At 71.9% G+C, this 13134-nt stretch carries 11 protein-coding genes; 3 read left to right on the top strand and 8 right to left on the bottom strand.

Annotated elements, in window-relative coordinates:
• The first annotated feature begins 8 nt into the window (after window positions 1-8).
• Window positions 9-1463, top strand: coding sequence for an argininosuccinate synthase (argG, locus tag OG352_RS07190; protein WP_329215522.1), 1455 nt, complete (start codon window positions 9-11; stop codon window positions 1461-1463).
• A 109-nt stretch (window positions 1464-1572) separates the two neighbouring features.
• Here the strand turns inward: argG and OG352_RS07195 are convergent, their stop codons facing one another.
• The 3 genes from OG352_RS07195 to OG352_RS07205 all read right to left on the bottom strand — a co-directional run bounded on the left by OG352_RS07195 (window position 1573) and on the right by OG352_RS07205 (window position 5446).
• Window positions 1573-3000, bottom strand: coding sequence for an RsmB/NOP family class I SAM-dependent RNA methyltransferase (locus OG352_RS07195; RefSeq protein WP_329215525.1), 1428 nt, complete (start codon window positions 2998-3000; stop codon window positions 1573-1575).
• Between the two features lie 167 nt (window positions 3001-3167).
• On the bottom strand, window positions 3168-4100 hold the full coding sequence (gene fmt / locus OG352_RS07200; protein WP_329215527.1) for a methionyl-tRNA formyltransferase: 933 nt from the start codon (window positions 4098-4100) through the stop codon (window positions 3168-3170).
• A gap of 131 nt (window positions 4101-4231) precedes the next feature.
• Window positions 4232-5446: an RNA-guided endonuclease InsQ/TnpB family protein gene (locus tag OG352_RS07205; protein WP_329215529.1), complete on the bottom strand. Its 1215-nt coding sequence runs from the start codon at window positions 5444-5446 to the stop codon at window positions 4232-4234.
• Between the two features lie 50 nt (window positions 5447-5496).
• On the opposite strand from OG352_RS07205, the gene tnpA reads away from it, so the two are divergent.
• Together tnpA and OG352_RS07215 are read left to right on the top strand one after the other, a co-directional pair.
• The gene (tnpA, locus tag OG352_RS07210) at window positions 5497-5925 is read left to right on the top strand and encodes an IS200/IS605 family transposase (protein ID WP_329215531.1); all 429 of its coding nucleotides are present in this window, start codon (window positions 5497-5499) and stop codon (window positions 5923-5925) included.
• Between the two features lie 445 nt (window positions 5926-6370).
• On the top strand, window positions 6371-6934 hold the full coding sequence (locus OG352_RS07215) for a hypothetical protein (protein WP_329215533.1): 564 nt from the start codon (window positions 6371-6373) through the stop codon (window positions 6932-6934).
• A gap of 123 nt (window positions 6935-7057) precedes the next feature.
• On the opposite strand, the gene OG352_RS07220 is transcribed toward OG352_RS07215, so the two are convergent.
• The 5 genes from OG352_RS07220 to gmk form a co-directional block, all read right to left on the bottom strand.
• Window positions 7058-9244 carry a primosomal protein N' gene (locus OG352_RS07220; protein ID WP_329215535.1) on the bottom strand — a complete coding sequence of 729 codons (2187 nt, stop codon included), beginning with the start codon at window positions 9242-9244 and terminating at the stop codon, window positions 7058-7060.
• A 154-nt stretch (window positions 9245-9398) separates the two neighbouring features.
• Window positions 9399-10607, bottom strand: coding sequence for a methionine adenosyltransferase (metK, locus tag OG352_RS07225; RefSeq protein WP_329215537.1), 1209 nt, complete (start codon window positions 10605-10607; stop codon window positions 9399-9401).
• A gap of 240 nt (window positions 10608-10847) precedes the next feature.
• Window positions 10848-12050, bottom strand: a complete 1203-nt coding sequence (gene coaBC / locus OG352_RS07230) for a bifunctional phosphopantothenoylcysteine decarboxylase/phosphopantothenate--cysteine ligase CoaBC (RefSeq protein ID WP_329215539.1) — start codon at window positions 12048-12050, stop codon at window positions 10848-10850.
• A gap of 123 nt (window positions 12051-12173) precedes the next feature.
• Window positions 12174-12446, bottom strand: a complete 273-nt coding sequence (gene rpoZ, locus OG352_RS07235; RefSeq protein ID WP_003988945.1) for a DNA-directed RNA polymerase subunit omega — start codon at window positions 12444-12446, stop codon at window positions 12174-12176.
• A gap of 82 nt (window positions 12447-12528) precedes the next feature.
• A complete protein-coding gene (gene gmk, locus OG352_RS07240; protein ID WP_329215541.1) occupies window positions 12529-13122 on the bottom strand; it encodes a guanylate kinase in 594 nt (197 codons plus the stop codon).
• Window positions 13123-13134 lie beyond the last annotated feature (12 nt).

Consider the following 13134-nt stretch of genomic DNA (forward strand, 5'->3'; position numbering starts at 1 on the left):
ATCTTCCCATGTCCAAGGTCCTCACCTCCCTTCCCTCCGGCGAGCGCGTCGGCATCGCCTTCTCCGGCGGGCTCGACACCTCGGTCGCGGTCGCGTGGATGCGCGACAAGGGCGCCGTCCCGTGCACCTACACCGCCGACATCGGCCAGTACGACGAGCCCGACATCGCGTCGGTGCCCGGCCGCGCCAAGGCCTACGGCGCCGAGATCGCGCGTCTGGTCGACTGCCGTGCCGCGCTGGTCGAGGAGGGCTTGGCCGCGCTCACCTGCGGGGCGTTCCACATCCGCTCGGGCGGGCGCGCCTACTTCAACACCACGCCGCTCGGCCGTGCCGTCACCGGCACGCTCCTCGTGCGGGCGATGCTCGAGGACGACGTCCAGATCTGGGGCGACGGCTCCACCTTCAAGGGCAACGACATCGAGCGGTTCTACCGCTACGGTCTGCTCGCCAACCCGCACCTGCGGATCTACAAGCCCTGGCTGGACGCGGACTTCGTGACCGAGCTCGGCGGCCGCAAGGAAATGTCGGAGTGGCTGCTCGCCCACAAGCTGCCCTACCGGGACTCGACGGAGAAGGCGTACTCCACCGACGCCAACATCTGGGGCGCCACCCACGAGGCGAAGACCCTGGAGCACCTGGACACCGGCGTCGAGACCGTCGAGCCCATCATGGGCGTGCGGTTCTGGGACCCGTCGGTCGAGATCGCCGCCGAGGACGTCACGATCGGCTTCGACCAGGGCCGCCCGGTGACGGTCAACGGCAAGGAGTTCGCCTGCCCCGTCGACCTGGTGATGGAGGCCAACGCCATCGGCGGCCGGCACGGCCTGGGCATGTCCGACCAGATCGAGAACCGGATCATCGAGGCGAAGAGCCGCGGCATCTACGAGGCGCCCGGCATGGCCCTGCTGCACGCGGCCTACGAGCGCCTCGTCAACGCGATCCACAACGAGGACACCGTCGCCCAGTACCACAATGAGGGACGGCGCCTGGGCCGCCTCATGTACGAGGGCCGCTGGCTGGACCCGCAGGCGCTGATGATCCGGGAGTCGCTGCAGCGCTGGGTCGGCGCGGCCGTCACCGGCTCGGTCACCCTGCGGCTGCGGCGCGGCGAGGACTACTCGCTCCTCGACACCACGGGCCCGGCGTTCAGCTACCACCCGGACAAGCTGTCCATGGAGCGCACCGAGGACTCCGCGTTCGGCCCGGTGGACCGGATCGGCCAGCTCACCATGCGCAACCTCGACATCGCCGACTCCCGCGCCAAGCTGGAGCAGTACGTCGGCCTCGGCCTGATCGGCACCGGCAGCCCCGTCATCGGCGCCTCCCAGGCCGCCGCGACCGGCCTCATCGGCACCATGCCGGAGATGCCGGAGGGCGGCGCCGAGGCCATCGCCTCCCGCGGCGAGGTCTCCGACGCCGACGAGCTGCTGGACCGCGCCGCGATGGAGTTCGGCACGGACTGATCCCCCGAGGGGGACCCACCCCACCGCGAGAAAGGCCGCCCGACGCCGTCAGAAAACGGCGTCGGGCGGCTTTTTCGGGCTTTCGCGCTGCATCCGGGCTACAGGGGTGTCAGCCGGTCTTCCTGATCAACGCCAGGTACATGGCGTCGGTCCCGTGCACATGCGGCCACAGCTGGACGTCGGGCCCGTCGCCGAGCGCCGGTACGCCGGGCAGCAGGGGCCGGGCGTCGATCAGTTCGGCGGCCGGGAACTGCTTGAGCAGGTCGGCGACCACGGCCCGGGTCTCGGCGAGGTGCGGCGAGCAGGTGGCGTACCCGACGACGCCCCCGACCCGGACGGACTCCAGCGCGCTCCGCAGCAGCCCGCGCTGGAGCGGGGCGAACCCGTCGAGGTCCTCCGGCCGGCGCCGCCAGCGCGCCTCGGGCCGCCGCCGCAGGGCGCCGAGGCCCGTGCACGGTACGTCCATCAGCACCCGGTCGAAGGTGCCGTCCCGCCACGGCGGCCGGGTCCCGTCGGCGGCGATGACCTGGTAGGGCCCGGGGTTGCCGGCCAGGGTCTTGGCGACGAGGCCCGCCCGGTGCGGCTGCTTCTCGGACGCCAGCAGCATGGCCCCCCGCTCGGCGGCGAGGGCGGCGAGCAGCGCGGCCTTGCCACCGGGCCCGGCGCATCCGTCGAGCCACTTCGTGTCGGGCCCGTCGAGCGGCGCGTTGGCCAGCGCGAGCGCCACGAGCTGACTGCCCTCGTCCTGCACGCCCGCCCGACCGTCCCGTACGGCGTCGATGGCGCCGGGCTCACCGCCCTCGGTGAGCCGCACGGCGTACGGCGACCAGCGCCCGGCGACCGCTGCCTCCTCCCGGAGCAGCTCGTCGGTGGTGGCCCGCCCGGGCCGGGCGACGAGCGTCACCTCGGGCCGCTCGTTGTCGGCCTCCAACAGCTCCTCGATGCCGGCCCGCCCGCCGCCGAGGGAGTCCCACAGCGCGGAGACGACCCAACGGGGATGCGAGTACACGACGGCGAGGTGGTCCTCGGGGTCGTCGTCGTAGGGCGGGGCGACCTTCTCGATCCACTCGTCGAGTTCATGCTGAGCGACCTTGCGCAGCACCGCGTTGACGAACTTGGCCCGCCCGTCGCCGAGCACGACCCGGGCGAGCTCGACGGAGGCGGACACGGCGGCGTGGGTCGGAATGCGCGTCCCGAGCAACTGATGCACCCCGAGGCTCAGCACATCGAGGACCGGCGGATCGACCTCGCGCAGCGGCCGGTCGACACAGGCCGAGATGACGGCGTCGTACGTCCCCTGCCGACGCAGCGTCCCGTAGACCAGCTCGGTGGCAAGAGCCGCGTCCCGCGCGTCGAACTTCGCGGGCCCCTCCTTCTCCCGCGCCTTGCGCAGCAACGGCGGCAACACGAGGTTGGCGTAGGCGTCCCGCTCGTCCACAGCCCGCAACACCTCGAACGCGAGGAGACGGACAGGATCCTTCTGGGGCCGACGGTAGGGCTTGCCCGGCTTCGGGGAACGCTGGGGCTGATCACTCACGAAAAGGTGCTCCGGATTACAGGATGAGGACTGAAGGGACTGGAGGTAAAGACAGAGGAGAGGCCTGGAAGGCAGGGATCTCGAAGTCACGTCCAGCGTACGTCGACGGGGACGGCGGGTGGGTTCCGGTCGGCGGGGGCTCGTGCAGGAGCGTTACGCCCCGACCGTCACGCCCCGACGGTCTCGTCCTCCCCGATCCGGACGCCCCGCGCCCAGTCGGCGGCCCGCATCGGCTTCTTGCCCTGTGCCTGCACCCACACCAGCTCGACCGCGTACGAGCCGGTGCCGACGTGCACGCTGTTCTTGCCGACGGACAGCGCGCCGGGGGCGAGATCGGTCCGCTCGGGAGCCGGGTGGACCTGGATGAGCTTGAGCCGCTCGCCCCGGAAGACGGTCCAGGCGCCGGGGGCCGGGGTGCAGCCGCGCACCACGCGGTCGACGCGCAGCGCCGGCGTGGCCCAGTCGACCTGGGCGTCCTCGACGGTGATCTTGGGCGCGAGGGTGATCCCCTCGCCCGGCTGCGGTACGGCCTTCAGGGTGCCGTCCTCGATCCCGTCCATGGTCGCGGCGAGCAGCCCGGAGCCGGCGAAGGCGAGCCGGGTGAGCAGGTCGCCGCTGGTGTCGGTGGACCGGATCTCCTCGGTGACCGTCCCGTAGACCGGCCCCGAGTCGAGACCCACCTCGATGAGGAAGGCGGAGGCGCCGGTGATCTCGTCCCCCGCCATGATCGAGTGCTGCACGGGCGCGGCGCCCCGCCAGGCGGGCAGCAGCGAGAAGTGCAGGTTGACCCAGCCGTGGGCCGGAATGTCCAGCGCCACCTTGGGCAGCAGCGCCCCATAGGCCACGACGGGACAGCAGTCGGGCGCGATCTCCTTCAGCCGCTCCAGGAACTCCGGATCCCGGGGCTTGACGGGCCTCAGCACCTCGATGCCCGCCTCCTCCGCCCGCTGGGCGACAGGAGAGGCGACCAGCCGCCGCCCCCGCCCGGCCGGTGCGTCGGGCCGCGTGACGACAGCGGCCACCTCGTGCCGCCCCGAGGCGATCAGGGCGTCCAGAGCGGGAACGGCGACCTCGGGGGTACCGGCGAAGACGAGCTTCATGAGTGGGCGGGGCCTCTCGGACAGGTCGAATGACGGGCGGGCGGGGGGCCCGGGGCGGGGTGGGGGTGGGCGGGGTCGGGGCAACACAGAAGTTTGTGACTCCTCCCCCGGCTGAAGCCGGGGGCTTCTCGTTACGCCGGGTTGGCGTTGCGACGGACCAGCCCGGCCCGTAGAACGTTGGTGGCTGCCACGGTGTCGGCGTGCGCGTGGTGGCCGCAGGCGACGCAGTGGAATTTTTCCTGTGTGGGCCGGTTCTCCTTGGCGGTGTGCCCGCATTCGGGGCAGGTGCGGGAGGTGTTGCGGGGGTCCACGGCGATCACTTCCCGTCCGGCGCTTTCAGCCTTGGCGTGCAGGATCGTCAGGAACACCCCCCAACCGGCATCGTTGATCGAACGGTTCAGTCCTGCCTTCGCCGCGGCCCCGTTGGGCAGGAACAAGCCTGCCTGGCCGGGGTCGGGCTTCGGTGCGGGGGCCTTGCTCATGTTGCGGATCTGGAGGTCTTCGTGCGCGATGACATCGTGCGCGTGCACCAGGCCGAAGGCGGTCTTGTGCGCGTGGTCGAGACGCTGACGCCGTACCTTGCCGTGCAGTTCGGCGACCTTCTCCACCGCGCGCCGGTGGTTGGCGGTGCGGTCCTTGGCCTTGCGGCGCGGGAAGCGGGACAGTGCCCGCTGTGCGGCTTCGAGCCTCGCGGCTGCCTTGCGCCCGTGTCTCGGATTGGGGACGAAGTCGCCGTTCGAGTCGGCGAGGAAGTTTGTGATGCCCAGGTCGATGCCGATCATGCTGCCGGTCGCGGGCAGCGGCTCGGGCCGGTCCTGCCCGGCGGTCAGCACGACGAACCACTTGGCGCCCTCACGCTTGACCGAGACGGTCTTGACCCGGCCGGCCACCGGGCGGTGCTGGTTGACCTTCACATGCCCCACGCCCTGGAGGCGGACGCGGGTGACGGGATCGTGCGGGGTGGAGTCCCAGCGGCAGCCGTCGCCGTCCTTGGGGAAGTCCACCGTGTCGAACCAGTTCACCCCGCGAAAGCGCGGATAGCCGGGCGTGTCAGCGGACCTGACCCGGCGGAAGAACGCGGCGAACGCCTTGTCCAGGCGGCGCAGGGTGGCCTGCTGCGAACTGAACGACCAGCGGCCCTGACGCTCCGGGTCGAACGCCCGGATGTCCTTGAGCTGGGCCGACTGGCCGCCGTACCTGACGCTGGTCTTCGACGGGTGCCGCCAGGCGTCACGCCGCTCCTGCAAGGCCCCGTTGTAGAGGGAGCAGTGATCGCGCAGCATCTCGGCCAGCGCCTGCGCCTGACGGACAGTGGGACGCAGGAGGAACTTGTACGCACGGATCATCCAGCCCACCCCCTCCGGTCGGGTTCGCTCGATCCTACTACACTTGGCGCATGTCACCACGCTGGGAACCAGATCCCGACATCAGACGAGGAAACCATGTAATTTTCAACCTCCACGCGCACTTGGTGTTTGTCACTAAGTACCGGCGGGAGGTCTTCAACGACGACATGCTGACGCGCTGCGAGGAGATCATGCGGGACGTGTGCCAGTCCTTCGAGGCCGAGCTGCGGGAGTTCAACGGCGAAGGCGATCACGTCCACCTGCTCGTGCACTACCCGCCGAAGGTCGCCCTGTCCAAACTCGTCAACAGCCTCAAAGGCGTCAGCTCCCGCTACCTGCGAGCGGAGTACACCAGCCGGATCAACCGGATCGGCACAGGGTCCGTCTTCTGGTCCCCGTCGTACTTCGCGGGATCCTGTGGCGGCGCACCACTGAACATGGTGAAGGACTACATCGACAACCAGAAGCGGCCATCCTGACCGTCACCAGGCAGGCAGAGAGCTCCGGCGCTTCGCGCCCCCGGGCCGAGGATCGCATTCCCGCCCGGCCTGAAGGCCGGGATGCCCTGCGAAGATCAAGGGATGGGGCGGGAAGGTCAACGCCGCAGGGGCCGAGGAAGATCCCGCACAAGGCCAGGGCCGGAGACGCCGCTAGGACGGGGACACCGCCGAAGCCCGCGCAGCCGCGCACCCGCCGACGGCGGGAACCCCCACAGGAAACCCGCACTTCTCCGTCCAACTGGAAACCGGCGGTGCGCGGGTGGGAGACAAGACCGGCGAGGGCCGAAGGCCGAGCCGCGCACCCCACCCAGGGGGCGTACGCATATGCCCATACGCCCCCACACCGTGACCAGCGGAGCGAACCCGCGTTGGTCAAGAAAGAGTTGACCACACCTACTTCAACGCCGGTTCGAGAGGCTTGTTCATGGCCGACCATGCAACCCACGACGCCCAGGCCCGGGCCAGCCTGCACTTGCTGGTGCGGGACATCGAGCGCGTCCGCCGGCAGGTGGACGCACTGCGCACCCTCACCGCCCAGTTGGGCAACGTCTACCGCCCCCGCCGCTCCGGCCCCTCCACGGGCTTCGTCGTCTACGGACGCGCCCCCGCCCCCACGGTCCGCCTGGCCCAGGAACTGCGGGACAGCGTCGAGACCCTGGTCACCGCAGCGGTGGACTTCGACCGTTCGCTCGGCTTCTCGTGGGACGCGGTGGGCTCCGCACTCGGGGTCACCAAGCAGGCCGTCCACCGCCGCTACGGCGCCCGCCGCGCCACGACCCAGGCGACGACGACCACCGAGGCCGAGCGGCCGACGGAACCGACCGCTGCCCACACGGTCGGCGTGACCGCGGGCCTCCCGACGGTTCCCACGGTCCCCGCCGCTCGCTCGATGCCGACCCAGCCGACGGCCGGCAGCCCGGCCCTCCGCGACCCGGCCCTCCGCGACGAGGCAAGGCCGACCGCCTTCCCCGGCCCACGCAACGGCTGACGCCCCCACCACCACGACCACCGAGCACCACCCCACCAAGCACCGCCCACCCTGCCCTCTCGGCCCGCCCCGAGAGGGCAGCCGCATACCCAGCACCACACAACACACCCCCCTCACCCGACCTCACCCGATATCCGGCGGATCGATCCGCACCCACACAACCTCCTCTCCACCCCGCCCCGCCCGAGCCATCCGAGCCGCCTGCGCCGCCTTCAACGCGGCAGCCAGCGCAGCGCCCCGCCCCGGCGGCACCCGGATCAACGCCCGCTCCCACCGCTCCCCGGGTGGCGGCGCCCCCGCCCGCCGAGGCCGCCCCGCAGGGCCGGCCGACACCTCAACCGGAACCGGCCCCAACACCTGCGCCTCCCCAGGCAGTTCGAGGGCTCCCAGGAACGCGGCCACCGCCTCCGCCGGCCCCGACACCGCCGCCATCCGCGACACGGGCGGAAACCCCAGCTCGGCCCGCTCGGCGAGCTCCCGCACCGCGTGCCCCACGGGATCCCACCGCACCAGCGCCTGCACGGGCCGCAGGGTCGGCTCGGCGACGACGACGACGGTCCCGCCGTCCCCCTGCGGCCGTACGAGGGCGGCGGCCGCGATCCAGCGGCGCAGCGCGTCCTCCCCGGCCCGCAGGTCGGGCCGTCCGAGCATGGCCCAGCCGTCCAGCAGCAGCGCGGCCGCGTACCCGCCTTCGGCGACCGGCTCGGCCCCGGGCGTGGACACGACGAGCGCGGGCGCCCCCGGCACGGTGTCCAGCACCTGTTCACGCCCCGAAGTCCGCACCGGAACCGCAGGAAACGCCCGCCCCAGCTCCTCGGCGGTCCGCCGCGCCCCCACGACCTGGGCCCGCAACCGGAACGAACCGCACTCCGGACAGTGCCAGGCACCCTCCTCACGCCCGCACCACCCGCACCACAGCACGCTCCCCGCGCCCCCCGTTCCCCCGTCCCGCGCCTCCAACGGCCCGGAGCAGTGCCGGCACCGGGCGGCGGCGCGGCACTGCGCACACGCCATCCGCGGCACGTACCCCCGGCGGGGCACCTGCACGAGCACCGGCCCGTGCCGCAGCCCTTCCCGGACCGCCTGCCAGGCGAGGGTGGGCAGCCGGGCGGCGCGGGCGGCCTCGTCCCGCGCGAGATCCTGGTCGCCCACGGTCCGCACCAGCGGAGCGGCCCGCCGCACCTGCTCCCGCGCGGCGACCAGTGGCCGCGCCCACCCGCTCTCGACGAGTTGGGCGCCCTCCACGGTGCAGCTCCAACCCCCCATCAGGAAGCCGCACTTGTCCTGCGCGGCCCGCAGCAGCAGCACCTCCCGCGCATGGGGCTGCGGCGCGTGCTGCTCGCTGTGGCTGTCGTCCCCGTCGTCCCAGAGCGCGACCAGCCCGAGATCCTGAACCGGCGCGAACATCGCGGCACGCGTCCCGACGACCGCCCGCACGGACCCGCGTCGCACGGCGAGCCACTCCCGATACCGCTTCTCGGGGCCGGCGTCCGCGGTGAGCAGCGCATGCCGCCCCTCCCCCAGCAACGCCGTCAGCGCGGCGTCGACCCGCGCGGCGGCCCGCCCGTCCGGTACGACGACCAGCGCCCCGCGCCCCGAGGCGAGCGTCGCGGCGACGGCCCGCGCCAGCTCGCCGCTCCACTCGGGCCCGGGCAGCGCGTTCCACACCGCCCGCGGCGCGCCCCCGGACGCCAGCGACTCGAGGAACCCGCCCCCGCGCTCGTACCGCCCCCAGGATCCGGCCTCCGGCGCTCCCGGCGGCGGCAGCGGCGCGGGAGAGGGCCGCTGCTCGGCACGCGCGTTGCGCGGCGGCACGGCGAGCTGCAGCACATCGGCGAGGCTCCCCGCGTACCGGTCGGCGACAGCCCGCGCGAGACCCAGCAGCTCCTGGCTCAGCACCGGCTCGGGCGACACCACCTGGGCGAGCGCCGCGAGCGGCCCGGAGTAGTCCGACGCGGCGAGCCGCTCGACGAGGAAGCCGTCGATGAGCCCGCCACCCTCGCGCCGTCCTTCCCGGACCCGCCCCCGCCCGGCCCCGAACCGCACGCGCACCCGCACCCCCGGCTGCGCGTCCGCGTCCAGCTCGGCCGGCACCGCGTAGTCGAAGTACCGGTCCAGATGCAGCACGCCCTTGTCGACGAGCACCCGCGCGACCGGCAACTCCTCGGCCAGCGCGGCCCCCCGCCACGTCCGGGGCTTGGCCCGCGGCGCCTTGGCCTGCCGCACGCTCTCCCGGATCAGCGCGAGCTGCTCCGGCGGCGCGCCCTCCCCGGCCGCACCACCGCCCCCCTGCCCGTTCTCGCTGCTCACGCCTGCATTCTTACCAAACACCACTGACAACGCCCGCGCCGCAGCCACCCGACCCGGGGTTCACGTACCTGCACGCAGCCTCACCCGCCCACGACGACGTCGGCTCCCGGGACCATCAGGTCCCGGGAGCCGACGTCACACGCGGAATCCTGGTTTACAGCCCCGCGGCCTTCCGCAGCGCGTCCACGCGGTCCGTGCGCTCCCACGTGAAGTCGGGGAGCTCGCGGCCGAAGTGGCCGTACGCGGCGGTCTGGGCGTAGATCGGGCGCAGCAGGTCGAGGTCGCGGATGATCGCGGCCGGGCGGAGGTCGAAGACGTCGTCGATGGCCTTCTCGATCTTCTCGGCGTCGACCTTGGCGGTACCGAAGGTCTCGACGAAGAGGCCCACCGGCTCGGCCTTGCCGATCGCGTAGGCGACCTGGACCTCGCAGCGGGCCGCCAGACCCGCCGCCACCACGTTCTTCGCCACCCAGCGCATCGCGTAGGCGGCCGAGCGGTCGACCTTGGACGGGTCCTTGCCCGAGAACGCGCCGCCGCCGTGCCGGGCCATGCCGCCGTACGTGTCGATGATGATCTTGCGACCGGTGAGGCCGGCGTCGCCCATCGGGCCGCCGATCTCGAAGCGGCCGGTCGGGTTCACCAGCAGGCGGTAGTTCTCGGTGTCCAGCTTGATGCCCTCGTCCAGCAGGGCCTTCAGCTCCACCTCGACGACGAACTCGCGGATGTCGGGGGTCAGCAGGGAGTCCAGGTCGATGTCGCTCGCGTGCTGCGAGGAGATGACGACCGTGTCGAGGCGGACGGCCTTGTCGCCGTCGTACTCGATGGTGACCTGGGTCTTGCCGTCGGGGCGCAGGTAGGGGATGGTCCCGTTCTTGCGGACGTCCGACAGGCGCTTCGACAGGCGGTGCGCCAGGAAGATCGGCAGCGGCATCAGGGTGGGCGTCTCGTCGGAGGCGTAGCCGAACATCAGGCCCTGGTCGCCCGCGCCCTGCTTGTCCAGCTCGTCCTCGTCACCCTCGACGCGGGACTCGTACGCCGTGTCCACACCCTGGGCGATGTCGGGGGACTGCGCGCCGATGGACACCGACACGCCGCAGGAGGCGCCGTCGAAGCCCTTCTTGGAGGAGTCGTAGCCGATCTCGAGGATCTTGTCGCGCACGAGCTGGGGGATCGGCGCGTAGGCCTTGGTCGTGACCTCACCGGCCACGTGGACCAGACCGGTCGTGATCAGGGTCTCGACCGCGACCCGGGAGGTCGGGTCCTCACGCAGCAGGGCGTCGAGAATGGTGTCGCTGATCTGGTCAGCGATCTTGTCGGGGTGACCTTCGGTCACAGACTCCGAAGTGAACAGGCGACGGGACACAACGCTCCCTGGGGTTGCAGCGGCTGCTGGCTGATCATTGGCGGACGCGACGGGAGCTGCGCCCGGCGTCGTCCGAGAACAGTTTATCGGTCATGCCCCACCACCGGCCCACCCGTCTCGCCTCTCGGGAGTGCTGTGACCTGCGGCACGGGCATTCTGCCGAATGCCCGGCACCCTTGGCCAGGGGCGCCGCGCCCGAATCGGGCGGGGCGGCCGACCAGGGCGCAGCGCATCAAACAGTCAGGCCAGTCGCCGTGTCACCAGGTCCCACACGATTTCGGCCAAGGCCTCCTTGGGGCCGTGTGCCACAGGGGTTTCACTGCCGTCGGCGCCCAGCACGACGGCCTCGTTCTCCTCGGAGCCGAACGTTCTGCGCTCCCCCACCTCGTTCACCACCAGCAGGTCGCACCCCTTGCGCCGTAGCTTCGTCCGGCCGTTGGCGAGGACGTCGTCGGTCTCGGCGGCGAAGCCGACAACCACCTGGTTGGGGCGCGCCCGGTCGGCGGAGAGCTCCGCGAGGATGTCCGGATTCCGTACGAGGACGATGGGGTCCGGTTCCCGGCCGTCCTTCTTCTTGATCTTTCCGGTCATGTACGTCTGTGGCCGGAAGTCGGCGACCGCGGCGGCCATGACGACCGCGTCGGCGTCCGGGGCCGCCTTCAGGACCGCCTCGCGCAGTTGTACGGCCGTGCCGACCTGGACGACGTCGACCCCGGCGGGGTCGGGCAGGCCGGTGTTCGCGGCGATCAGCGTGACGCGGGCGCCGCGGGCGGCGGCGGTGCGGGCGAGCGCGTAGCCCTGTTTGCCGGAGGAGCGGTTGCCGAGGAAGCGGACGGGGTCGAGGGGCTCGCGGGTGCCGCCGGCGCTGACCACGACGTGCCGGCCGACGAGGTCGGGTTCGCGCACCCCCCTGGCCAGGACGCGGCGGCAGACCTCGAAGATCTCGGCCGGGTCGGGCAGTCGCCCCTTGCCGGTGTCGACGCCGGTGAGGCGGCCGACGGCCGGTTCGATCACGAGGGCGCCCCGGCGGCGCAGCGTCGCCACGTTCTCCCGGGTGGCCGGGTGCTCCCACATCTCCGTGTGCATCGCGGGGGCGAAGACGACCGGACAGCGGGCGGTGAGGAGGGTGTTGGTGAGGAGGTCGTCGGCGAGGCCGTGGGCGGCCTTGGCGAGCATGTCCGCCGTGGCCGGGGCGACGACCACCAGGTCGGCGTGCTGGCCGATGCGGACGTGCGGGACCTCGTGGACGCCGTCCCAGACCTCCGTGGAGACGGGGTGGCCGGAGAGGGCGGACCAGGTGGCGGCGCCGACGAAGTGCAGCGCGGCGGCGGTGGGGACTACGCGGACGTCATGCCCCGACTCCGTCAGTCTGCGCAGCAGTTCGCAGGCCTTGTAGGCGGCGATGCCCCCACTGACACCCAGTACGACCCTCGGCTTGTCCACCGGCTCTCCCCGGACCTCGGCACCATGTACGCCGCGGCTCCCGGCGCACGAGTCCATCAGACACCACAGGCCCGGCAGTCGTGCTGCCGGGCCTGTGGAAAAACCAACTGCGAACCGAAAATACTACTGCGCGGGACCCTCGACGGCCTCGGACGTCAGCAGTCCGGCGTTGATCTCGCGGAGGGCGATCGAGAGCGGCTTCTCGTGGACGTGGGTGTCCACCAGCGGACCGACGTACTCGAGGAGGCCCTCGCCGAGCTGCGAGTAGTACGCGTTGATCTGGCGGGCCCGCTTGGCCGCGTAGATCACGAGGCTGTACTTCGAGTCGGTGGCCTCGAGGAGCTCGTCGATCGGCGGGTTGATGATGCCCTCGGGCGCGGAGATGGAAGAGGACACGCTCTACCTTCCGATGGATGGGAAAAGACGGGTCGTGATCACAGAACCCTCCAGGCACCCGGAGGGCTGGGAGGACGCGTGATCACACAACATCGACCAAGGCTAGCAGCTCACGCGCCACGTCCTCGACGGAGGTGTTGACCAGGGTCACGTCGAACTCCGGCTCGGCCGCGAGTTCGATCTTCGCGGCGTCCAGCCGGCGCTCGATGACCTCGGGCGGCTCGGTGCCCCGGCCGGTGAGTCTGCGCACCAGTTCCTCCCAGGAGGGAGGGGCCAGGAACACCAGCCGGGCCTCGGCCATGGACTCGCGGACCTGCCGGGCGCCCTGGAGGTCGATCTCCAGGAGGACCGGCTCGCCCGACTCCAGGCGCTCCAGCACCGCCGCGCGGGGGGTGCCGTAACGGTTCCCGGCGAACTCGGCCCACTCCAGCAGCTCGCCGTTGGCGATCAGCTTGTCCATCTCCTCGTCGGTGACGAAGAAGTAGTGGACTCCGTGCCTCTCGCCGGGGCGGGGCCTGCGGGTCGTCGCCGACACCGAGAGCCAGACCTCGGGGTGTTCCTTGCGCATATGGGCGACGACCGTGCTCTTACCGACCCCAGAGGGGCCGGAGAGCACGGTCAGCCGCGGACGTACGTCCGGGGGCTCGGGGGTCGTCCCCCGGAATGTTGCAGCCATGCAGCGATTATT

Origin of the sequence: Streptomyces sp. NBC_01485 (assembly GCF_036227125.1) — a bacterium.
In the GTDB taxonomy this organism is placed as follows: Bacteria; Actinomycetota; Actinomycetes; order Streptomycetales; family Streptomycetaceae; genus Streptomyces.